Source organism: Mesorhizobium sp. G2-6-1, assembly GCF_055809095.1.
The window spans coordinates 2,107,763-2,130,558 of sequence record NZ_CM147896.1; the positions used below are offsets into that span (position 1 = coordinate 2,107,763).

At 57.6% G+C, this 22,796-nt stretch carries 14 protein-coding genes and 3 pseudogenes; 12 read left to right on the plus strand and 5 right to left on the minus strand.

Going from position 1 to position 22,796, the window contains the following annotated elements; genetic code table 11:
• Positions 1-4 precede the first annotated feature (4 nt).
• From AC0L7S_RS10195 to AC0L7S_RS10215, 5 genes and pseudogenes are all read left to right on the plus strand, one after another.
• Complete coding sequence (locus tag AC0L7S_RS10195) at positions 5-1,255, plus strand: ABC transporter substrate-binding protein (protein WP_473470749.1); 1,251 nt, start codon at positions 5-7, stop codon at positions 1,253-1,255.
• Positions 1,256-1,275: 20 nt separating this feature from the next.
• Positions 1,276-2,141, plus strand: a pseudogene (locus tag AC0L7S_RS10200) (branched-chain amino acid ABC transporter permease).
• Between the two features lie 55 nt (positions 2,142-2,196).
• Positions 2,197-3,153 carry a branched-chain amino acid ABC transporter permease gene (locus AC0L7S_RS10205; RefSeq protein WP_473474257.1) on the plus strand — a complete coding sequence of 319 codons (957 nt, stop codon included), beginning with the start codon at positions 2,197-2,199 and terminating at the stop codon, positions 3,151-3,153.
• On the plus strand, positions 3,150-3,905 hold the full coding sequence (locus AC0L7S_RS10210) for an ABC transporter ATP-binding protein (protein ID WP_473470750.1): 756 nt from the start codon (positions 3,150-3,152) through the stop codon (positions 3,903-3,905). The genes AC0L7S_RS10205 and AC0L7S_RS10210 overlap by 4 nt, the downstream gene beginning before the upstream one ends.
• Complete coding sequence (locus AC0L7S_RS10215) at positions 3,898-4,602, plus strand: ABC transporter ATP-binding protein (RefSeq protein ID WP_473474258.1); 705 nt, start codon at positions 3,898-3,900, stop codon at positions 4,600-4,602. The genes AC0L7S_RS10210 and AC0L7S_RS10215 overlap by 8 nt, the downstream gene beginning before the upstream one ends.
• A gap of 88 nt (positions 4,603-4,690) precedes the next feature.
• On the opposite strand, the gene AC0L7S_RS10220 is transcribed toward AC0L7S_RS10215, so the two are convergent.
• Positions 4,691-6,976: an NADP-dependent malic enzyme gene (locus AC0L7S_RS10220; RefSeq protein WP_473470751.1), complete on the minus strand. Its 2,286-nt coding sequence runs from the start codon at positions 6,974-6,976 to the stop codon at positions 4,691-4,693.
• Between the two features lie 256 nt (positions 6,977-7,232).
• On the opposite strand from AC0L7S_RS10220, the pseudogene mutS reads away from it, so the two are divergent.
• Positions 7,233-9,883: pseudogene (gene mutS, locus AC0L7S_RS10225) on the plus strand (DNA mismatch repair protein MutS).
• 7 nt (positions 9,884-9,890) lie between these two features.
• Here mutS and AC0L7S_RS10230 read toward each other — a convergent pair.
• Positions 9,891-10,736 (minus strand): aldo/keto reductase, encoded by an 846-nt coding sequence (locus AC0L7S_RS10230; RefSeq protein WP_473470752.1) that lies wholly within the window; start codon positions 10,734-10,736, stop codon positions 9,891-9,893.
• A 135-nt stretch (positions 10,737-10,871) separates the two neighbouring features.
• Positions 10,872-13,239: pseudogene (locus tag AC0L7S_RS10235) on the minus strand (heavy metal translocating P-type ATPase).
• A gap of 162 nt (positions 13,240-13,401) precedes the next feature.
• On the opposite strand from AC0L7S_RS10235, the gene AC0L7S_RS10240 reads away from it, so the two are divergent.
• The 3 genes from AC0L7S_RS10240 (at position 13,402) to murJ (ending at position 18,738) form a co-directional block, all read left to right on the plus strand.
• Positions 13,402-14,184, plus strand: coding sequence for a GGDEF domain-containing protein (locus tag AC0L7S_RS10240; RefSeq protein ID WP_473470753.1), 783 nt, complete (start codon positions 13,402-13,404; stop codon positions 14,182-14,184).
• Positions 14,185-14,292: 108 nt separating this feature from the next.
• On the plus strand, positions 14,293-17,088 hold the full coding sequence (locus tag AC0L7S_RS10245; RefSeq protein ID WP_473470754.1) for a [protein-PII] uridylyltransferase: 2,796 nt from the start codon (positions 14,293-14,295) through the stop codon (positions 17,086-17,088).
• A gap of 69 nt (positions 17,089-17,157) precedes the next feature.
• A complete protein-coding gene (murJ, locus tag AC0L7S_RS10250) occupies positions 17,158-18,738 on the plus strand; it encodes a murein biosynthesis integral membrane protein MurJ (RefSeq protein WP_473470755.1) in 1,581 nt (526 codons plus the stop codon).
• 63 nt (positions 18,739-18,801) lie between these two features.
• Here the strand turns inward: murJ and AC0L7S_RS10255 are convergent, their stop codons facing one another.
• A complete protein-coding gene (locus AC0L7S_RS10255; protein WP_473470756.1) occupies positions 18,802-19,326 on the minus strand; it encodes a DUF4142 domain-containing protein in 525 nt (174 codons plus the stop codon).
• A 218-nt stretch (positions 19,327-19,544) separates the two neighbouring features.
• Between AC0L7S_RS10255 and trpS the strand changes: the two genes are divergently transcribed.
• From trpS to AC0L7S_RS10270, 3 genes are all read left to right on the plus strand, one after another.
• Positions 19,545-20,612, plus strand: coding sequence for a tryptophan--tRNA ligase (gene trpS, locus AC0L7S_RS10260; protein WP_473470757.1), 1,068 nt, complete (start codon positions 19,545-19,547; stop codon positions 20,610-20,612).
• 95 nt (positions 20,613-20,707) lie between these two features.
• The gene (locus AC0L7S_RS10265; RefSeq protein WP_473470758.1) at positions 20,708-21,199 is read left to right on the plus strand and encodes a universal stress protein; all 492 of its coding nucleotides are present in this window, start codon (positions 20,708-20,710) and stop codon (positions 21,197-21,199) included.
• A 120-nt stretch (positions 21,200-21,319) separates the two neighbouring features.
• Positions 21,320-21,889 (plus strand): NifU family protein, encoded by a 570-nt coding sequence (locus tag AC0L7S_RS10270; protein ID WP_473470759.1) that lies wholly within the window; start codon positions 21,320-21,322, stop codon positions 21,887-21,889.
• 270 nt (positions 21,890-22,159) lie between these two features.
• Here the strand turns inward: AC0L7S_RS10270 and AC0L7S_RS10275 are convergent, their stop codons facing one another.
• A complete protein-coding gene (locus tag AC0L7S_RS10275) occupies positions 22,160-22,774 on the minus strand; it encodes a L,D-transpeptidase (protein ID WP_473470760.1) in 615 nt (204 codons plus the stop codon).
• Positions 22,775-22,796: the final 22 nt, after the last annotated feature.

Sequence of the window (22,796 nt, forward strand, 5' to 3'; positions counted from 1 at the left end):
AACCATGAGCGACAAGATCCGGAACCTTACACAGCATAAAATTTCGCGCCGTACCGCACTGGCGGGGTTGGGAGCAGGAGCGAGCCTTCTTGCCATGCCGTGGGTCGCGCGTGCGGCTGACGACACGATCCGCATTGGATTTCCGACGCCATTGACGGGGCCCTATGCTGCTGAGGCCAATGATCAGGTGAAAAGTGCGGAACTCGCCATCAAGCTGGTGAATGACAAGGGCGGTATCGCTGGCCGGAAGATCGAGCTCCTGGTTCGTGACGGCAAGCTCAACGGTGGTGAAGCGGCGACACGAACGCTGGAACTGATCGAAAAGGAAAAAGTTCATGCGGTCGTTGGTGCGTTGTCGAGCGCGGTTCAACTTGCCGTCAACGAGGTAACTCGCGCCCGTGGCATCGTTTACGTTTCCATCAGCCAATCCGACACGATCAATGAGGTGAAGGATTTCAGCGACGTTACATTTCACGAGGCATTAAACCCGCACATGACGACGGCTGCGGTGGCCAGGCACGCCTTCAAGAAGGGATCGAAGATCGCCCATCTCGTGGCGGACTATGCCTATGGCCACGAGATGCTGCGAGGCTTCAAGCGGGCGCAAGAGGCTATCGGTGCAGAAACAGTCGGGGAACTGCTGCATCCGATTGCGGCAGCCGACTATTCGACTTTGATGCCGCGAATCCGTTCGATGAAGCCTGACATTCTCTGCATCTCGAATTTTGGCCGGGATCAGGCTAATTCGATCAAGCAGGCTGTCGATTTCGGCATGAAAGAGCAGATGAAAATCGTGGTGCCCGTGCTGCTTTACAACCAAAGGCTGGCCGTTGGCCCCGAGGTGTTTGAAGGTGTTGTCGGCGGCGCCAATTATTATTGGGAGCTTGAACAGCAATTGCCAACCGCCAAGTCATTCAATGACGCCTACCGGGCAGAGTATGACGGTGCCATTCCAACCGACTATGGCGCATATGGCTTTACCGGCGTTTCGTCATTGTTGCTGGCGATGCAGGCGGCTGGCGGTACCGAGTCCGAGAAGGTGGCAGCAGCACTTGAGGACCTCAAATATGATGTCGCCAAAGGTGCCCAGCATTATCGCAAATGCGATCATCAATCGGTTCAGTCGGTGCTGGTTCTTGAATCCAAGAAGAAGGCGGACATGGCGGGCGCCAACGACTTCTTCAAGATTGTCGAGAATGAAGCGCCATCTGAAGATGTGCTGCGCAGTTGCGAGGAACTTGGCTTTCCTGCGTAAGATGGGTCTTTGATCTCGCGATGGACACTGAACTCCTTCTGATCCAGCTCTTCTCGGGCGTTGCCCTGGGAGCTATTCTTGTCATCACCGCGCTTGGTCTGTCGATCATATTCGGCATGCTGGGCGTGGTGAATTTTGCGCATGGCGCGCTGTTCATGATTGGCGCTTATGCGGGGCTTTGGGTCGCTTCATTGACCGGCAGCTTCTGGTGGGGGCTTTTGATTGCTCCGATCATGATAGGGTTGTTTGGCATGGTCATCGAATGGCTGCTTGTGCGTCCATTATACGGGCGTTCGGTGGATGATCCGCTGCTGCTGACCTTCGGCTTGAGTTACGTGCTCGTGGAAGCGGTTCGCATCGTGTTTGGCAATGATGGCATTCCCTTTCCAACGCCATCTCTGCTCAGGGGTGTTGCTGATCTCGGGTTCGGTTATTTCCCGATTTACCGACTCTTCGTGATCGTGGTGGTGGCCGTTGTGCTGCTCATGTTGTGGCTTGCTCTGGAGAAGACGAAATTCGGTCTCATAGTGCGGGCTGGCGCGCGCGATCCAACCATCATGCGCGTGCTTGGTGTCAATATCAGCAAGGTGTGGTTGCTGGTGTTTGGTGTCGGCGTAGGATTGGCAGCGCTTGGCGGTGTTCTTGCCGGGCCGATGCGCACCGTCAATCCGGAGATGGGCTCGCTTGTTCTCATTGAAGCATTCGTGGTGACGGTGATCGGGGGTTGGGTTCTCTGCTTGGTTCGGTTGTTGCCGGTTTGCTGGTCGGTATCGCGATCAGCATGACGGCGCTTTTCGCACCGGAACTGGGAACCATCGTAATGTTTGGGTTGATGGCGCTCATTCTCCTTGTTCGGCCGCGCGGTCTGTTCGGCAAAATGAATTAACCCGGAGCCAGGTGTGACCGTAAAATCCGTGCCCATAGAAGCGTCGCAACCTTCGATGTCGCAAAAGATATCGGCCTTGGTTGTTACACTCGCGCCATGGCGCGTCCTGTTGTCGATCGCAGTGCTTTGCCTGTTACCATGGGTGCTGCCGTCGAAGGCGCTTGCCGTCAACGTGCTGGTCTATGGGGTTCTCGCCATGGGCTACAATCTTCTGTTCGGTTACACCGGATTGCTGTCGTTCGGCCATGCCGCGTTTTTCGGAGCGGGTGCCTATGTCACCGGTATTGCGATCGGTCAATTCGGAGTGCCTTGGTATGGCGCTGTTGCGCTGGGTGTCGCCGGCGGGGGATGCCTTGCCTTCGCGATTGGCGCGCTTTCAATCCGCACGCGCGGTATCTATTTCTCGATGGTTACGCTGGCTCTGGCGCAATTGGTCTATCACACGGCGTTGCAAGCATCATCGTGGACAGGGGGCGAAAACGGTTTGCGAGGGTTTACCGTTGCCGAGATCAATGTGTTTGGGTGGAACATCAATTTTCTCGATCCTGTCAACAAATACTATATCTTGATGGTATTTGCGGGGCTGGCGCTGTGGTTTGTCTCACGTATCCTCAATTCGCCTTTTGGCGCAGCGATCGAGGCGATCCGGGAAAACGAAACGCGGGCGCGGGCATGCGGTTACGATGTTGAACGAACCAAATTGCTGTCATTTGTGTTGTCTGGACTGATCTGTGCGCTTGCCGGAGCAATGTCTGGATTGCATCTGGCCTTCGTCCCGCTCGACATTTTGCACTACCATACGTCCGGCATGATCGTGATGATGACCCTGCTTGGCGGCGCCAGCAGCTTCTTTGGTCCGTTTGTGGGTGCTCTGGTCTTTCTCTTGATGGAAGACGTGTTCTCGATATGGACGTCGCATTGGCAGATTATTGTAGGCTCGATATTTATTCTGTTCGTGCTGTTCCTGCCGAAGGGTATTTGGGGCACCTTTCTTGCAAAGGTGGTCAAATGAGTGCGCCGCTTCTCGCTGTCGAAAACATCGGGCGCAAGTTTGGTGGTTTTGTTGCGCTGGATGGCGTCACTGCACAGTTCGAGCCGGGCAAAGTTACTTCGATCATCGGGCCCAACGGAGCGGGCAAGAGCACCTTCTTCAACGTCTTGTCAGGTGTGCTGGCACCGTCGAACGGATCGATCCGGTTCAAGGGTGTGGATCTGACCGGAACACGTCAGCATCAGTTTGTGCATCTGGGAATCGCGCGGTCGTATCAGATCACTAATATCTTCCCTGAGTTGAGTGTTCACGAAAACGTTCGTGTCGCAGCGCAGGCAAGCCGGTCGCGATACAATATCTGGACCAATCGTAACGGATTGCAGGAATTGAGTGAAAGGGCGGATGCGACGTTGCAGGCGGTCGGGTTGACGGACAAGCGCAGCGAGACAGCCAAGTTTCTCGCACATGGCCAGCAACGCGCGCTTGAGATTGCCATCGCATTGATCTCCGATCCCGTAGTCTTGTTGCTTGACGAACCGACGGCGGGCATGGGGCCGGAAGAAACCAGGGAGATGGTGGCGCTGCTTGAGAAACTGGCACAACAGCGCACAATCCTTCTGGTTGAACACAAAATGAAAATGATCCTGGGCCTCAGTGACCGTATTCTCGTGTTGCATCACGGGCGGTTGATCGCTGATGGCTCACCGCACGCTATCCAGACCGACCCGGAAGTGCGGCGTGTATATCTGGGGCAAAACGATGGCTATGCTTGAAGTCAAGGATTTGCACGCGTGGTATGGTGCGAGCCATATTCTGCATGGCGTGTCGATTGCTGTGGAACGGGGCGAGGTAGTCGCGCTTGTGGGGCGAAACGGCGCAGGCAAGACCACAACGATCCGCTCCATTATGGGGTTGATGCCGCGAACCACCGGAACGATCAAATTTTCCGATGCCGACCTCGTTGCGATGCAGGCACATGATCGTTTCAAGCTTGGTTTGGCGTATGTTCCCGAAGATCGACGTGTCGTACCGGGCTTGACCGTTCGCGAGAACCTGCAATTGGGCCTGGTTGCCTGCCGAACGAAAATTGATGAACGTGACGCGATCGACGAAATTGCCGAAAGCTTTCCGCGCCTGAAGGAAAGGCTGGATCAGGAAGGCGTTACGATGTCGGGTGGCGAACAACAAATGCTAGCGATTGCGCGTGCGATGATCGCGAAACCGAAGATGATCCTGCTCGATGAACCTTCGGAAGGCATCATGCCGGTCCTCGTGGAGGAAATGGGGATGTTGTTTCGCCAGCTACGCGATCAGGGCGTGACACTGCTTCTGGTGGAACAAAATGTCGAGTGGGCGCTGCGCCTTGCCGACCGTGCGGTCATTATCGATCAGGGTGAAGTCGTTCACGAGAGCAGTTCCGCCGCACTGTTGGCTGATAAAGCAATCCAGGAACGCTATTGCGCCGTGTGAGGCTCGCGCTCACGCTCGACATATCGGAATATGAGGATGCCGATCTTCGTCACTACCTTGGCATCGTTCGCAAGTGCCTTTCGCCCCTTCATGCTCCTGCATTATAGGCGGCGATGGCCGCCATGTTGACGATGTCGCTATCCTTGGCGTTGAGCGAAACGATCTGCACCGGCTTGTTGAGACCGACGAGCAGCGGGCCGATGACGGTGGAGCCGCCCAGTTCCTGCAACATCTTGGTTGAGATCGACGCAGAATGGAACGCCGGCATGACCAGCACATTGGCCGGGCCGGTCAGGCGTATGAAAGGATATTGCTGCATGGCGCGCGGGTTCAGCGCGACATCGGCAGCCATTTCACCATCATACTCGAAATCGACGCGGCGTTTGTCGAGAATCTTGACGGCCTCCTGAATGCGCTCGGAGCGTTCGCCCTGCGGATGACCAAAGGTCGAGTAGGCCAGCATGGCAACCCGCGGTTCATAGCCCATGCGCCGTGCGAAATTCGCGGCTTCCTCGGCGATGTCGGCAATTTCCACCGCATTGGGCATGTCGTGAACCGCGGTATCGGCAACGACCACGGTGCGGCCCCGTGCCAGCACAATCGAAGCTCCGATGACGGTGTGGCCGGGGCGCGCGTCAATAACGCGGCGAATGTCTTCCAGCGCCGTCGAATAGTTGCGGGTAACGCCGGTGACGATGCCGTCAGCATCGCCCAATGCCACCATGCAGGCGGCAAAATGATTGCGATCATTGTTGATGAGGCGCTGACAGTCGCGAAACAGGAAGCCTTTGCGCTGCATGCGCTCATACAGATAGTCGGCATAGATTGCATTGCGGCGCGACAGGCGCGCATTGATGATCTCGATGCCCGGCTTGTTCAGGTCAACGGCCGCATTGCGGGCGTTTTCCTTGATGATATCGTCGCGCCCCAGCAGGATTGCGGTGCCGAGGTTCTGGTTCACATAGGACACGGCGGCGCGCATGACCTGTTCTTCCTCGCCTTCGGCAAAGACGATGCGCTTGGGCTGGCGTCGTACGCGGTCATAGATGCGCTGCAAGGTGGAAGCGATTGGATCGCGCCGCGCCGACAGTTCGTTGACATATTTTTCAAGGTCGATGATGGGTCGGCGCGCAACGCCGCTTTCCATGGCGGCCTTGGCTACAGCGACGGGGATCGCCGATATCAGGCGTGGATCGAACGGCACCGGGATGATGTAACTTGGCCCGAATTTCGGGCGGTTACCCCGGTAGGCGGCGGCGACGTCGTCAGGCACGTCCTTGCGCGCAAGTTCGGCCAGCGCATGGGCGGCGGCAATCTTCATGGCGTCATTGATGGTGGTAGCGCGCACATCGAGCGCGCCACGGAAGATGTAAGGGAAACCAAGCACGTTGTTGACCTGATTGGGATAGTCCGAACGACCCGTCGCCATGATGGCATCGGTGCGGATTTCGGCGACTTCCTCAGGTGTGATTTCCGGATCGGGATTGGCCATGGCGAAGATGATCGGGTTCTTGGCCATCGACTGCACCATGGCGGGCGTCAGCGCACCCTTGGCCGACAGACCGAGGAATATGTCGGCACCCTCCATGGCATCAGCCAGCGAGCGCGCTTCGGTCTTTACCGCATGAGCCGATTTCCACTGGTTCATGCCCTCTTCACGGCCCTGATAGACGACGCCCTTGGTGTCGCACAGGATGATGTTGGAAGGCGTGAAGCCCATCGCCTTGAGCAGTTCGATGCAGGCAATGCCTGCCGAGCCCGCGCCATTGCAGATCAGCCGGGCGGACTTCATGTCCCGCCCGGTTATTTCCAGAGCGTTGATGAGACCGGCAGCCGAAATGATCGCAGTGCCATGCTGGTCGTCATGAAAGACGGGAATATCCATCAGTTCGCGCAAGCGCTGCTCGATGATGAAGCACTCAGGTGCCTTGATATCTTCGAGATTGATGCCGCCGAAGGAGGGACCGAGATAGCGCACGCAATTGATGAAGGCATCGGCGTCTTCGGTGTCGACCTCAAGATCGATGGAATCGACATCGGCAAATCGCTTGAACAGCACCGCCTTGCCTTCCATCACCGGTTTTGAGGCAAGCGCGCCAAGATTGCCCATGCCGAGAATGGCGGTGCCGTTGGAGATAACAGCCACCATATTGCCGCGCGTCGTATAGTCGAAGGCGCGTGACGGATCGGCGGCAATGGCTTCCACCGGAACGGCAACGCCTGGAGAATAGGCAAGGCTGAGGTCGCGCTGGGTCGCCATCGGCTTGGTGGCAACGATCTCCAGCTTGCCGGGTCGGCCCATGGCGTGGAATTCCAAAGCCTCTTGTGGGCTGACCGAAGGGCCGCGTTCGTCTTGTTTGTCTTTTTTTGCCATCCTGACGCTACTTTCCTCACCTGTGACACGCCTGTTTGGCATGTGCATTCTTTCTTTTGTGGAGTGCTTTGGATTAAGGCTACACTTTAGTGCCGTAAAGCGCCAAGCAGTTGGGTTTGGAAATAGTGGAAACAGTTTCTTGAACGACGAGACTTCCATTGACGTCAAAAACGGTGCAGCCGCCACGGAGGCCGACAGCACTGCGCATACGGGTGGCCGGGAACCGAAGCCGGTTGCGACTGGCGGTGTAACGCCGATGATGGAACAGTTCATCGAGATCAAGGCGGCAAACCCTGATTCGCTGCTGTTTTATCGCATGGGCGATTTTTACGAATTGTTCTTCGATGATGCCGAAAAGGCGTCACGCGCGCTGGGAATCGTATTGACCAAGCGCGGCAAGCATCAAGGCAATGACATTCCCATGTGCGGAGTGCCGGTCCATGCAGCCGACGATTATTTGCAAAAACTGATCGGGCAGGGCTTTCGCGTTGCCGTTTGCGAGCAGATCGAGGACCCGGCTGAAGCCAAGAAACGCGGTTCGAAATCGGTCGTGCGCCGCGACGTCGTTCGCCTCGTGACGCCCGGCACCATTACCGAGGACAAGCTTCTGGCCCCGGCAGAGTCCAGCTTCCTGATGGCATTGGGGCGGGTGAAAGGATCGACGGACAATGCCTATGCGCTGGCCTGGATCGACATTTCCACCGGTGCATTCCGGGTGAGTGAATCGAGTGCGGAACGGCTGTTGGCCGACATCGTGCGGGTTGATCCGCGCGAAGTCATCCTTGCCGAGCCGGTCTTTCACGACCCTGAATTGCGGGCTGTGTTCGATGTGCTTGGCCGCGTCACCAGTCCTCAGCCGCCAAGCCTCTTCGATTCGGCTTCGGCGCCGGGTCGGATTGCCCGCTTTTTCGAGGTGGCGACGCCCGATTCCTTTGGAACATTCAGCCGCGCCGAACTTTCGGCGATTTCCGGTGTGATCGCCTATGTCGAAAAGACCCAGAAGAGCGAGCGTCCGCCATTGTCGCGGCCGGAGCGCGAGGAAGCCGGTTCGACGCTGTTCATCGATCCGGCGACGCGTGCCAATCTGGAATTATTGCGCACATTGTCCGGCAATCGCGACGGGTCGCTGTTCAAGGCAATTGACCGCACCGTGACGGGTGGCGGCGCACGTTTGCTTGCCGATCGGCTGATGGCCCCGCTGACCGATCCGGCCGCCATTGCCGCGCGGCTGGATTCTCTATCGTTTTTCCGTGCAGAGCCTGATTTGTGCGAAACGGTGCGCAGTGCCTTGAAAGGCGTGGCGGACATGCCGCGCGCTCTGTCGCGCCTTGCGCTCAATCGTGGTGGCCCGCGCGATCTGGGTGCCTTGCGCATCGGCTTCGAGGCTGCGTCGGCGATTGCCGAAATTTTCGCAAATGCCGATGTACCGGCGGAATTGGCTGAGGCATTGGCGGCAATTGCCAATCTTCCGCAGGCGCTCACTGAGCATTTATCGCGTGCGCTCGATATCGAATTGCCGCTTTTGAAACGAGACGGCGGTTTTGTCCGCCCCGACTATGACGACGAGCTTGATGAGATGCGGGCACTGCGCGATGGAACGCGCAAGGTCATTGCCGGCATGGAGCGCGACCTTGCCGAGGAGACCGGCATCCGTTCGCTCAAGATCAGACACAATAATGTGCTTGGCTATTATATCGAGGTAAGTGCGAACAATCAGGGTGCGATGAATGGCACGGATGCCGCCAAGGCTCGCTTCATCCATCGCCAGACGATGGCCAATGCGATGCGCTTCACCACGACGGAACTGGCCGGGCTGGAAACCAGGATTGCCAATGCTGCGGGCCGAGCCTTGAGCATCGAACTGGCAGCTTTCGATGCGCTGGTGGCAGAGGCGGTCGCGCAAGCGGAGCTCATCCGCGCTGGTGCTGAGGCGCTCTCGGCTCTCGATGTAGCGGCAGCCCTTGCCGTCCTGTCTCAAAACGAGAACTGGTGCAGGCCAATTGTCGATTCCAGCCTTGCTTTCGAGGTGACGGGTGGCCGCCATCCGGTTGTCGAGCAGGCGTTGCGTCGTTCCGGTGAAGGGTCGTTCGTTGCCAATGATTGCGATCTTTCGCCGGAAAACGGTGGCAAGGCAGGGGCGATCTGGTTGCTGACCGGCCCGAATATGGGCGGCAAGTCGACCTTTCTGCGCCAGAATGCGCTGCTTGCCGTTCTTGCCCAGATGGGGTCGTTCGTTCCAGCTGAGCGCGCCCATATCGGCATCGTCGACCGGCTGTTTTCCCGTGTCGGTGCATCGGATGATCTGGCGCGCGGGCGCTCTACCTTCATGGTCGAGATGGTGGAAACAGCGGCAATCCTCAATCAGGCAGGCGAACGGGCCTTGGTGATCCTTGACGAGATCGGCCGGGGTACGGCTACCTTTGATGGCCTGTCGATTGCCTGGGCTGCGGTGGAATACCTCCACGAAAAAACCGCTGCCGGGCGATCTTCGCGACCCATTTCCATGAAATGACGGCGCTTAGTGAAAAGCTGGGGCGGCTGCACAACGTAACGATGCGGGTCAAGGAATGGGAAGGCGATGTCGTTTTCCTGCATGAAGTCGGCAAGGGCGCGGCTGACCGTTCTTACGGCGTGCAGGTTGCGCGCCTTGCAGGATTGCCAGAAGCCGCCGTTGCGCGCGCCAAGGAAGTGTTGCATCAATTGGAAGCCGGCGAAGTATCGGGCAAGGCAGATCGGCTGGTTGACGACCTGCCGCTGTTTTCCATGCTCGTAAAGCAGGAAGCTCCAAAGCCGGTGAAAAGCGATGCTTTGAACGACGCTCTATCTGAGCTCAATCTTGACGAAATGACGCCACGCGAAGCGCTGGATGCGCTCTACAGGTTGAAGGAACTGACCGGCCGCAATTAGGAGTCTTTCAGATCATATCAAGCGATTGCCTGCGCGATGGCGGCGGAAAGGCGCGGTCGATTTCGGCCATGTCTTGCGCTGTGAGCTTGATATCCAGCGCGGCCGCATTCTGGCGCACATGGTCGGGCTTGACGGCTTTGGGTATGGCAATGGTGCCAGCCTGCGCCAGCACCCATGCAAGCGCTATCTGTGCGGCCGTGGCGTTGTGGCGCGCAGCAATGGTGTCGAGCTTGCCATTGCGTGCCAGCGCACCCTGTTCAACCGGCGAATAGGCCATGATCGGAATGCCGCTTGACCGGCATTGCTGGGCCAGATCGAACTCAATGCCGCGCCGCGTCAGATTGTAGAGAACCTGATTTGTCTGAACCTCGTTGCCGTGCGGCAGGCTGGCAAGTTCACCCATGTCGTCAGCATCGAAATTGCTGACGCCCCAATGCCGGATTTTGCCATCTGCCTTCAGCGTCTCGAAAGCGTCAATGGTTTCGCCAAGAGGCGTGCCGCCACGCCAATGCAACAGGTAAAGATCTATGCGGTCGGTGGCCATTCGCTGCAGGCTACGCTCGCACGCCGCAAGAGTTGCAGCGTGGCCCGCATTTGAAGGCAGAACCTTCGACACCAGAAAGACCTCGTCGCGCCGGTCGCGAATGGCCTCACCAACCACCTCTTCGGCACCGCCGCTTCCATACATTTCCGCAGTGTCAATCAAGCTGATGCCGAGATCGAGCCCCAGCCTCAGCGCGGTCACCTCGTCTGCGATGTTGCGTACATTTTCACCCATATGCCAGGTTCCCTGACCGAGTATGGGAATGGGCTCGCCACAAGGCAGCGTCGTTGTTGGCATGGGAGAGGACATGGCAGATTCCAAGCTGTGGCGCGATTCATGGCTATCGCACCACAGTCGTGGACAGAAATCCAGCGGCTACACCATCTTTGCCCGGCCATGACAGATAAATCGGTCACGACCGGCTGACTGATCGGGTAGCCCGGCCTACAGCTTTAGTGTTCTCAGCCTGAGCGCGTTACCAATGACCGACACCGACGAAAGGCTCATCGCGGCGGCTGCCAGCATTGGCGACAATAGCGTGCCAAACACCGGATAGAGGACACCAGCGGCAATTGGAACACCCACGACATTGTAGAAGAAGGCGAAGAACAGGTTCTGCTTGATATTCGTGAGTGTCGCTCGTGCCAGATGGCGAGCCCTGACAATGCCGTTGAGATCACCCTTGACCAGTGTGATGCCAGCGCTTTCCAATGCCACATCGGAGCCGGTGCCCATGGCGATGCCGACATCCGACGCGGCAAGAGCCGGTGCATCATTGACGCCGTCGCCAGCCATTGCAACGACCGCGCCGCGCCCCTGAGTTCCTCGATCAGTGCCGCCTTTGCTTCGGGAAGAAGCCCGGCGTGCACGCGCTTGATGCCGAGTTTTTCGGCAATGGCGTTCGCCGTTCGCTCATTGTCTCCGGTTGCCATGACGATGGCGAGGCCGCTTTCGCGCAAGTTGCGGATGGCATCTGCGGCCGTTTCCTTGATGGGATCGGCAACCGCTACAAGACCCGCAAGCTTCTTGTCGATTGTCACGAACATCGCCGTTTTGCCCTGCGCCTGAAGTGATTCAGCCTGCGATGCCAGCGCCGTTGCATCGATTTCCAACGCGGCGAGCATCGCCGCATTGCCAAGCGCAATCGCTTTGCCCGACACGGTGCCTTGGACACCCTTGCCGGTGATAGCCTCAAAATGAGTCACTTCGGCAAAATCCGCACCACGGTCTCTGGCTCCCTCGACAATGGCATCAGCCAGGGGATGCTCCGAGCCCTTCTCCAGACTGGCTGTGAATGTCAAAAGATCGCTCTCGGAAACGCCGCTGACCGGCACGACATCGGTCAGCTTCGGCTTGCCTTCGGTGAGCGTGCCAGTCTTGTCGACAATCAGCGTATCGACTGCCGCCAGCCGCTCAAGTGCTGCTGCATCCTTGAGCAGAACACCGGCTTGAGCACCGCGTCCGGTGGCCGTCATGATCGCCATCGGCGTGGCCAACCCCAATGCGCAGGGACAGGCGATGATGAGTACGGATACGGCAGAGACAATAGCAAAGATCAGGCTGGGTTCCGGCCCGAACATCGCCCATCCGATGAAGGCAAGAACAGCCACCAGAACGACCGCGGGAACGAAGTAGAACGCGACGCGGTCGGCCATTCCCTGAATGGGTGCGCGGCTGCGCTGAGCCTTGGCCACGAGCGCCACGATTTGCGACAGCGTTGTTTCGGCACCGACCTTTTCGGCGCGCATGACAAGTGAACCGTTGCGGTTGAGCGTGCCGCCGATGAGGTTGTCACCTTCAATTTTTTCAACAGGGATCGGTTCACCGGTAATCATTGCCTCGTCGATAGACGAGCGGCCATCCTCGACGATGCCGTCGACGGGTACGGATTCACCCGGACGCACGCGAAGGCGATCTCCCGTTGTGACATCGGCAAGTGGCACATCCGTTTCCGTGCCGTCGCTGGCGATCAGCCGGGCTGTCTTGGGGGCAAGATCAAGCAAAGCGCGGATAGCCGAGCCGGTTTTCTCACGCGCTCTCAGTTCCAGCACCTGGCCGAGGAACACCAGTGCGACAATGACGGCGGAAGCCTCGAAATAGACCGGCACCGTACCGTCATGGCTGCGGAACTGATCGGGAAAAAGCCAGGAAAAAGCGTCGCGACGACACTGTAAATATAGGCTGCGCCAACACCGAGCGAGATCAACGTCCACATGTTCGGGCTGCGGTTGACGACGGAAGCCCAGCCACGCTCAAAGAACGGCAGCGCTGCCCACAAAACGACAGGCGTGGCCAAAACAAGCTCGATCCATACCGCCAGCGGTTCGCCGATCCAGGCGCGAAACGGCAGACCCAGCATCGGCCCCATGGCGATGACCAGCAGCGGAACGGACAGCGCCGCACTTACCCAGAAGCGCCGGGTAAAGTCGACCAGTTCAGGGTTTGGCCCCTCATCGCCGGTCGGCACACCCATAGACTCCAGCGCCATGCCGCAGATCGGGCACGCACCGGGTTCGTCACGGATAATCTCCGGATGCATCGGGCAGGTGTACTGCGTGCCTTCCGGCATCGGCTCGGGCTCCGGGCGCTCTCCAAGATATTTATCCGGGTCAGCCTGGAACTTCGTGTGGCAACCATTGCTGCAGAAATGATAGGTCTGCCCCTCGTGATCGAAGGTCGGCTTGCCGGCATCGGGATCGACCGTCATGCCGCAGACAGGATCGCGATAAGCGGTATCAGGCGTTGACGCCGAACAGCAGGTGCCATCGGCAGCATGCTTATGGTTCTGGTGATGATGATCGGTATGCGCCATGGCAAAGCCCCGGTTTCATTGTGATGAACATGAGATAGGGCTTCCAGTCGCTGGAAGGTCAAGGCTTTACTTCTCGACGACCGCAAATTTTTGCGTGGCGATTAAAATCCTAGATATTTCGATAACCGGATCGTACCACAGGTGGCGCTAATATAAGTCATTATGAACATAAACAAGCATACAAGGCGCATTGCGGCCAGAACATTGACAGTCGTTGGTTTGGCAATCATTGCGACATTTACAATTTCATTTTCGCTGCGTTGGGCGTTTTCGATGCCGATCGACTGGCTCGCCTGGATCGAATGCGCCGCAATTCCCACTGTCGTCGGCGCACCGATCGCGATGTATATTTTCGTACAGGCAGAGAAACTTCAGCATACGCATGAACGTCTGGAACGGTCTCATCAGGATCTTGGCAAGGCGCATGAGCGTCTGGCATTTGTCGCCAGCCACGATCAGATGACCGGACTGCTCAATCGCGAGGGTTTCCTGCGGCGTGTTGAAGAACAGCAGGACCGCAGCGACGGGCATATGCTGCTGGTCATCGACGCGGACAATTTCAAGTGCATCAATGATCGTCATGGGCATCCAAAGGGCGACGAAGCGTTGATGAAGATTGCCAAGGCTCTTCAATATGCGGCGCGGCGCAAAGATATTGTCGGGCGCATCGGTGGCGAGGAATTCGCCGTATTGCTCGTTTCGGTTGACAGTGATGAGGCTATGCAGATCGCTGAATTGATCAGGCGTCAGGTCCTGTGCATTCCATGGCAGTTAGACGACCCCGATGCACAACGCCTGAGCGTAAGTATCGGCGGTGCTCCCTTGACGTTCAGTCATGCAAAAATTGACGAGGTCATGCGTCAGGCTGATCGTTGTCTTTATGAGGCCAAACGGCTCGGCCGCAACCGTGTTGCGTTCAATTACGCGCTTTCAGCGGCTGCCTGAGATAGCCGGGTTTCTCAGGCAAGTTTCATGCATTGTACATGCGCCCCATACACAGCGCGCGAAAAACAGGCTATAGACGCCGCCGAACGATGAGACCTTCCGGCGCATATGGTGAAAATCTCCCTGAAGCTCAATGAGCTGATCGACAAGGATGCGCTTTGCAGCGAGCTTGATGCGCTCGTGGCTGGTGCGAATGGCTCCACAACGGCAGTTCGTGCGGCTGTGCTCGAACTGTTAAAGGAGCACAGGGCGGCAGGTTTCAAGATTGCTGAAGCGATGCTGAGTGACGATGGCGGTGGCACTGCCTGTGCCGTTCGCCTGTCGCATGTCATGGACGAGATCATTCGCGCGCTTTACGATTTTGCCGTCACCCATGTTTACCCGGTGAGCAATCCGTCATCGGCCGAGCGCATGGCCGTTGTCGCCGTTGGCGGCTATGGGCGCGGCACGTTAGCGCCGGGTTCCGACTTAGATCTGCTTTTCGTGCTGCCCTACAAGCAGACGCCGTGGGGCGAGCAAATCGTCGAATACATGCTCTACATGCTTTGGGACATGGGTTTGAAGGTTGGACACGCCACCCGCAACATCGACGATTGCATCAGGCTTTCACTCACCGATATGACGATCCGCACCGCGATTCTCGAAGCGCGGTACGTGTGGGGCGACGAACAATTATGCGCTGAACTGCTTGTCCGTTTCGACAAGGAAGTGGTGATGGCAAGCGGCCTTGAATATGTTCAGGCCAAGCTGACTGAGCGCGATACGCGCCATGCCAAGGCCGGCGAGAGCCGCTATCTGGTCGAACCGAATGTCAAGGATGGCAAGGGTGGCTTGCGCGATCTTCACACGCTGTTCTGGATCGGCAAATATTTCTACCGCGTGCGCACCAGCGAAGAGCTGGTCGCCAAGGGTGTTTTCACGCAAGCCGAATACCGGCTGTTTCGCAAATCGGAAGATTTATTGTGGGCGGTGCGGTGCCACATGCACTTTCTGACGGGAAAGGCCGAGGAGCGGCTGCATTTCGACATTCAGCGCGAGATCGCCGAGCGCCTGGGCTATACCAGTCATCCGGGGTTGTCGGGTGTCGAGCGCTTCATGAAGCACTATTTCCTCATCGCCAAGGATGTTGGCGATCTGACGCGCATCTTTTGTGCAGCATTGGAGGAGGAGCAGGTCAAGCATGTGCCCGGTTTTGGCCGCATGTTTTCAGGCTTTTCCCGGCGCAGGCGCAAGCTTGCCGGCACCAGCGATTTCATTTTGGACAATCATCGGCTCAATGTTGCCGACGAACAGGTTTTCGAGCGCGATCCGGTCAATATGTTGCGCCTCTTCTGGTTTGCCGACCGGCATGGGCTTGAGTTTCATCCGGCCGCCCTCAAGCTTCTGCGCCGTTCGCTCAAACTCGTCGACAAGACGCTGCGCCGCGATGCGGAAGCCAACCGGCTGTTTCTCGATATCCTGACATCGGACCGCCGTGCGGAACTCAATTTGCGACGCATGAACGAAGCCGGATTGCTGGGCAAGCTGCTCGTGGATTTCGGCAAGATCGTTGCCATGATGCAGTTCAATATGTACCACCACTACACAGTTGACGAGCATCTGATCCGCTGCGTCGGCGTTCTTGCCGAACTCGAACGTGGCGACGATGCCAAGGTGCATCCGCTCTCGCATACGCTGATGCCGGCGCTGAAAAAGAGCCGGGATGCGCTGTATGTGGCAGTGCTCCTGCATGATATCGCCAAAGGCCGGCCTGAGGATCATTCGCAAGCGGGTGCACGCATTGCGCGGCGCATCTGCCCGCATATGGGCCTTTCAGCGGCCGATACGGCAACGGTTGCCTGGCTGGTGGAAAACCATCTCGTGATGTCGATGACGGCACAGACACGCGATTTGAACGACCGCAAGACCATCGAGGATTTTGCCGATGTCGTGCAATCGGTGGAACGGCTGAAATTGCTGCTTGTCCTGACCGTATGTGATATTCGCGGCGTCGGCCCCGGTGTCTGGAACGGCTGGAAAGGCCAACTTCTGCGCAATCTGTATTATGAGACCGAGTTGCTGCTGACCGGCGGATTTTCCGAATCATCGCGGGCCGAACGCGCCGATATTGCACGCCAGAACCTGGCCGAGACATTGGCCGGGTGGTCGGACGAGATGCGCCGTGACTATGTCGGCCTGCATTACGAGAATTATCTCCTGACCGTGGACCTGGACGACCAGAAACGCCATGCCGAGTTCGTGCGCGAGGCCGACGCCGAGGGGAGGAAACTGGCGACGATGGTCAAGCCTCGCGAATTCGAGGCCGTCACCGAGATCACCATTCTGGCGCAGGATCATCCACGCCTGCTCTCGGTTATCACTGGTGCCTGCGTGGCGGCGGGTGGCAATATTGTCGATGCGCAGATTTTCACGACCTCGGACGGGCGTGCGCTGGACACCATTCTGATTTCGCGCGAATTCGATCTGGACGCCGATGAACGGCGGCGTGCCGAGCGGGTCGGCAAGCTGATAGAAGACGTTTTGTCCGGTCGCAGTTGGCTGCCGGAAATGATCGAGAAGCGAACCAAAACGCGACGTGGCTCCAGGGCGTTTCGCATTGTGCCGCGCGCTGAAATTCGCAATGCCTTGTCGAACCGTTTCTCGGTCGTTGAAATTGAGGGACTGGATCGACCGGGCCTGCTTTCGGAAATCACCGGCGTGCTGTCCGATCTGTCGCTTGATATCGCGTCGGCTCATATCACCACATTCGGCGAAAAGGTCATCGACACGTTTTACGTGAGCGACCTTATCGGGCAAAAGATCGACAATCCCTCACGGGTCAAAACCATCCAACAAGCCTTGGTTGCTGTACTCGATGGTACGGCATCGCAACTTCACGGCAAGGTCAGGGTGGGAGCCCGGTAATATCCATCAATCTGGCGTGAGCTTTGGGCAAGCGCCATTCAATGAGCCTGATCGCATGAGCCAAGCAGTATGAGTCTAGTCAGGAAATTCGCGACCGTCGCTTCCGGCACGCTGATGAGCCGCATTCTGGGCTTTACGCGTGAAATGCTGATGGCCGCAGCACTTGGCACCGGACCGGTGGCCGACGCATTTTATGCCGCTTTCCAGTTTCCCAACACCTTTCGGCGCCTGTTTGCCGAAGGCGCATTCAACACGGCATTTGTGCCACTGTTTGCCAAGGAGATCGAAGCAGGTGGCATTGATGGCGCGCGCCGCTTTTCCGAAGAGGTTTTCGGCGTCCTGTTCACGGCGCTGATCGGGCTCACCATCATCATGGAACTGTCCATGCCCCTTCTGGTGCGCACGATCATCGCACCTGGATTTGCCGACGATCCGGAAAAATACGGACTGACCGTGGCCTTGGCGACGATCATGTTTCCCTATCTGATGTGCATGTCATTGGCTGCAATGATGGCGGGCATGCTGAATTCGCTTCGCCGCTATTTTGCTGCGGCAGTCGCACCGGTATTTCTCAACATCATCCTGATCGGCGTCCTGTATCATGCCTGGCGCACCGGTGCCGATGGATTGACCGTCGGTCACGCAATGGCCTGGGGCGTGATGGCGGCCGGTGTCGTGCAATTGGCAATCGTGTGGGGGGCCGTGCGCCATGCCGGGATAACGGTCGGTTTTCGCAGGCCGCGCATGACGCCGAACGTCAAACGTCTGCTGATGCTGGCGCTGCCTGCCGCGGTTACCGGCGGCATCACCCAGATCAACCAGTTGATCGGTACGGCCATCGCTTCGACGCAAGATAGTGCCGTGTCATCTCTGGCGCTGGCCGACCGCGTTTATCAATTACCGCTGGGGGTTGTCGGCATCGCGGTCGCCATCGTGCTTTTGCCGGAACTGTCGCGGGCGCTGAAGGCGGGAAATCATGTCGAGGCGGCCAATCTGCAAAACCGTTCGGTTGAATTCACGCTGTTTCTGACCCTGCCAGCCGCCGCAGCACTGCTGGTCATTTCTGAGCCGATTGTGCGCGTGCTTTATGAGCGCGGCGCATTTGCAGCCAGCGGCAGTACGCCGACTGTGGCGGCGATCCTGGCGATCTTCGGCATTGGCCTGCCCTCATTTGTACTGATCAAGGCCTTCACGCCGGGCTTTTTCGCGCGCGAGGATACACGGACGCCGATGATCTTCGCCGCGATTTCGGTTGTGGTGAATATCGGCACGGCGCTCACGCTATTTCCGTCGATGGGCGCACCGGGAATTGCCGTTGCTTCGGCGGTTGCGGGATGGACCAATGCGTCGTTGCTCTTGATCTTCCTGATCCGGCGCGGCCATTGGGGACGCGATGCGGCGCTGATCAAGCGTGTTCCCCGCTTGGTGCTGTCTGCGGCATTGATGGGGGTTGCACTTCACTATGGCGCACTGTGGGGCGCACCCTGGCTCGCCTCCGCAGCGCCACTTGCCACCAAGGTGGCAGCACTTGCGGGGTTATCAGGTGCAGGAGCTGCCCTCTATTTCGTGCTGGCTTTCGCGATTGGCGGGGCCGATATCGGCATGCTGCGTCGTAGCATCAAGCGCGGTGAGGCAAAAACTGAAGCCTGATTGCCGGAACAAAAAAGAAAGGGCGTTGCCGCCCTTTCTGTTTGTGGGAGGATTACGGCAAGCCTATTTCAGCGCAGCCGCCGCATTTTCGGCATGTTGCAGATGGCCCTGGAAAATCTTGAGGCCGGTTTCAAGCAGGCTTTTCAATTCCGGGTTGGAAGCCGACGGGATCAACAGCGATTCCAACGCACCATTGACCTGTGCATGATAGGCGACCTCGTTTTCGATATAGGCTTTGTCGAAGGCAGCTCCGTCCAGCTTGGACAGTTCCGCACGCTTTGCGTCGGCGGCGGCGACAAGCGCCTTTGAGGTGGCGTTGTCTTCAGGCGTCACGTTAAGTTTCTTGACGAGGTCGAGCGCCTGATCGTTGACCGCCTGGTGGTCGGCCAGCATGGAATTGGCAAAATCGACAACTGCCTTGGTATGGGATTTCTCGATAGCAAGTTTTGCCGCCTCAATGTCGATAACACCGGCTGTATAGGCGATGTGAGCGATTTGGGGGTCGGTCGGTGCGTCGGCGGCCTGCGCGAAAGTGACAGCGCCGAGCAGCAATGCAGCGGCAGCGGCAAGATACAATTTTATGGTCATGATGAACTCCGTTTTTCCGGCGCGACACGATGCGCGCCACCCTGTGACACCCATTGGATGCGGATGGCGGAGAAACGTTCCCGAGAATTCGTAACCTGCGGCCAATCAAATGGCTTGGGGCTTCATTTTTCTTGCCTGTGCCGTGGCCATCGTTCATAAGCGCGCCGTCGGACATCTTCATCAATTGCAAACGGCCTTCCACAAGCCAAGAGAATCTCATGACCGCCTTCAAGAAACTCGTCTTTTCCGGTGTTCAACCAACCGGAAATCTGCATCTCGGCAATTATCTCGGCGCAATCAAGAAATTCGTTGCCTTGCAAGATGCATCTGATTGCATTTATTGCGTCGTTGATCTCCATTCGCTGACCGCACAACTGGTGCATGAGGATTTGCGCGACCAGACGCGTTCGATCACTGCGGCATTTCTTGCGTCGGGCATCGATCCGACGAAACACATCGTTTTCAATCAGTCGCGCGTGATGCAGCATGCCGAGCTTGCGTGGATTTTCAATTGCGTCGCCCGTATCGGGTGGATGAACCGTATGACGCAGTTCAAGGACAAGGCCGGCAAGGATCGTGAAAACGCCTCGCTCGGGCTCCTCGCCTATCCAAGCTTGATGGCCGCCGATATTCTCGTCTACCGCGCCACCCATGTGCCGGTCGGCGAGGATCAAAAGCAGCATCTGGAATTGACCCGCGACATCGCGCAAAAATTCAACAACGATTTCTCCGCGCGTATTGCCGAGCTGGGTGTTGGCACCAAGATGGAAGTTGGCGATGTGCCGGTGGATGGCTTTTTCCCACTGACCGAACCGGTTATCGGTGGCCCGGCGGCGCGTATCATGTCGTTGCGCGACGGCTCGAAAAAGATGTCGAAATCGGACCCTTCGGATTTGGCTCGTATCAATCTGACCGACGATGCCGACGCCATTTCCAAAAAGATTCGCAAGGCAAAGACCGACCCGGACGGTTTGCCCGGTGAGGTCGAAGGGTTGGCCAACCGGCCTGAGGCTGAAAATCTTGTCGGCATCTATGCGGGCCTGGCCGAAATCTCCAAGGAGGATGTGCTCCAGCAGTTTGGCGGCCAGCAGTTTTCCGTATTCAAGCCAGCACTTGCCGACCTTGCGGTGGACCGGTTGGGGCCGGTGGCAAGCGAGATGCGCCGCATTTCAGCCGACCGCACCTATGTCGATTCGGTTTTGAAAGATGGCGGTGAACGCGCTGCCCGGCTGGCCGAGACAACGATGAAGTCGGTGCGCGACATTGTCGGCCTGCTTCAGGATTAAGTAAGACTCAATCGCCGCTGAGTAAGGGCGGCTTGCCGTTGGGTGATGCGGGTGGCAGATTGCGCACCAGCATCAACCGGGCTACATCGTAAGATATGGTTTCCAGACGTCTCAGTCGTGAAGCGGGCCACCGCCGCAAATTTCTGGCAATTGTCGACGATACGCCCGAATGCGAGCGTGCAGTCGCCTACGCATCGATGCGCATGCAAAGCACCAATGGCGTGCTGGTCCTGCTCTATGTGATCGAACCCGATGACTTCCAGCATTGGCTGGGGGTGGAAAAAATCATCCGTGAAGAGGCGCAGGCCACCGCCCATACGGCGCTCGATACCTATGCCACCAAAGTTCGCCAGAAGCTTGGCATCGAGCCTGAGCTGGTGGTGCGTGAAGGCAAGGCCGTCGAAGAAATCCACAAATTGATCGAGGAAGATCAGGATATCGCCATTCTTGTGCTGGCGGCCGGTTCTGGCAAGGAAGGTCCGGGACCTTTGGTTGCATCGATCGTCGGCAAGGGCGCTGCTTTCCCGATACCTGTCACGGTTATCCCGCAGACCCTGTCGGACGAGGAGATCGAAACCCTCGGATAGTAGCAAAATCGGGGATTTCAACCGCCTTGCGGTCCAGTCTTTGGCTTGAATAATGCCGGCGAGAGGTCTATTTAGAATTATTCCAATCTGTACGGCCCGCATATGGGCATGGAGACGGCTATGTTCATTCAGACCGAGGCGACCCCCAATCCAGCAACGCTGAAGTTTCTGCCCGGCAAGGAAGTGTTGCGCGAAGGTACCGCCGATTTCCGCGATGCCGATAGCGCGCGCGCTTCTTCCCCTCTGGCAGGGCATTTGTTCGATATTCCCGGTGTGACCGGCGTTTTCTTCGGCTATGATTTCATCACCGTGACCAAGGATGGTCCGGATTGGCAGCATTTGAAGCCAGCAATCCTCGGCACGATCATGGAACATTTCATGTCCAATGCGCCGGTGATGGCAGGTTCGGAGCCCGCTGCAGAAACCAGTGAAACCGAAGAATTTTACGACAAGGCCGACGAGGAAATTGTCATCACCATCAAGGAGTTGCTGGACACGCGAGTGCGCCCGGCCGTTGCTCAGGATGGCGGCGATATTACCTTCCGTGGCTTTGAAAATGGCACCGTGTTTTTGCACATGAAAGGCTCTTGCGCGGGTTGCCCGTCATCGACGGCGACGCTCAAACACGGCATTCAAAACCTCTTGCGCCATTTCGTACCGGAAGTTCAGGAGGTCGAGCAGATCGCTTGACGCGCCGCCGCTCTACATTGAAATGAACCGTGTGAAACAAAAAACCGGGCTCTCAACAAGCCCGGTTTTCTGTTTGGGACGTCTGTGTTGCCTAGACGGTCCGCATATGAAACATGCTGCCAGCGCGCTATGCGCCGAAATCCGATAGCCGACTTTCGGCCCGATACTTTAGAGCGGTTCAGCTTTTGATAGAAACACTGAGCCGCTCTAAGTATTTGTTTTTACGCAATCCCGGACAGAAAACCGCTGCACACTTTTCCTGGAATTGCTCTAGATCACAAGCACCTTCGCACCGACGTTAACGCGGTTGTAAAGGTCGATAATATCCTGATTCATCAGGCGGATGCAGCCTGACGACATTGCTTTGCCAATCGAATTCCACTCCGGCGTGCCATGTAGCCGGTAGCCCGAATCGCCACCCCTGTTGAACAGGTAAAGAGCGCGCGCGCCGAGCGGGTTTTTCAGACCCGGTCCCATGCCTCTGGCATATTTCGCAAGTTCCGGCTGACGCTTGATCATGGCCGAAGGCGGTGTCCATGTCGGCCATTCGCGCTTGATCGCAATGCGCGCCCTGCCATGCCATTCAAAGCCCTCGCGGCCGACGCCGATGCCATAGCGCATCGCTTCACCGTCATCCATGACGAGGTAAAGAAACTTGTCGTTGGTGTCGACGACGATTGTGCCGGGCTTTTCCTTGGTGTCGTAGCGGACAATCTGGCGGTGAAATTGTCTCTTGACCTTGTTGATGGGGATGCGCGGCAACTTATAGCCGGCATCTGTTACGGCACCGTAATTGCTGGTGAAAATCCGCATCGGGCCGACTGTGCTGCAACCGGCAAGAGCGGTCGCCAAGGCAGCGGCAAGAATGAGTGACTTCAATCGCATGAGAAAATGGTGCCTTTGCTCA

Coding starts and splice junctions, on each gene's coding strand:
- AC0L7S_RS10240 (WP_473470753.1), top strand. CDS start 13,402: ATGAACATAAACAAGCATACAAGGCGCATTGCGGCCAGAACATTGACA.
- AC0L7S_RS10275 (WP_473470760.1), bottom strand. CDS start 22,774: ATGCGATTGAAGTCACTCATTCTTGCCGCTGCCTTGGCGACCGCTCTT.
- AC0L7S_RS10230 (WP_473470752.1), bottom strand. CDS start 10,736: ATGTCCTCTCCCATGCCAACAACGACGCTGCCTTGTGGCGAGCCCATT.
- AC0L7S_RS10220 (WP_473470751.1), bottom strand. CDS start 6,976: ATGGCAAAAAAAGACAAACAAGACGAACGCGGCCCTTCGGTCAGCCCA.
- AC0L7S_RS10210 (WP_473470750.1), top strand. CDS start 3,150: ATGAGTGCGCCGCTTCTCGCTGTCGAAAACATCGGGCGCAAGTTTGGT.
- AC0L7S_RS10270 (WP_473470759.1), top strand. CDS start 21,320: ATGTTCATTCAGACCGAGGCGACCCCCAATCCAGCAACGCTGAAGTTT.
- AC0L7S_RS10195 (WP_473470749.1), top strand. CDS start 5: ATGAGCGACAAGATCCGGAACCTTACACAGCATAAAATTTCGCGCCGT.
- AC0L7S_RS10205 (WP_473474257.1), top strand. CDS start 2,197: ATGTCGCAAAAGATATCGGCCTTGGTTGTTACACTCGCGCCATGGCGC.
- AC0L7S_RS10255 (WP_473470756.1), bottom strand. CDS start 19,326: ATGACCATAAAATTGTATCTTGCCGCTGCCGCTGCATTGCTGCTCGGC.
- murJ (WP_473470755.1), top strand. CDS start 17,158: ATGAGTCTAGTCAGGAAATTCGCGACCGTCGCTTCCGGCACGCTGATG.
- trpS (WP_473470757.1), top strand. CDS start 19,545: ATGACCGCCTTCAAGAAACTCGTCTTTTCCGGTGTTCAACCAACCGGA.
- AC0L7S_RS10265 (WP_473470758.1), top strand. CDS start 20,708: ATGGTTTCCAGACGTCTCAGTCGTGAAGCGGGCCACCGCCGCAAATTT.
- AC0L7S_RS10215 (WP_473474258.1), top strand. CDS start 3,898: ATGCTTGAAGTCAAGGATTTGCACGCGTGGTATGGTGCGAGCCATATT.
- AC0L7S_RS10245 (WP_473470754.1), top strand. CDS start 14,293: ATGGTGAAAATCTCCCTGAAGCTCAATGAGCTGATCGACAAGGATGCG.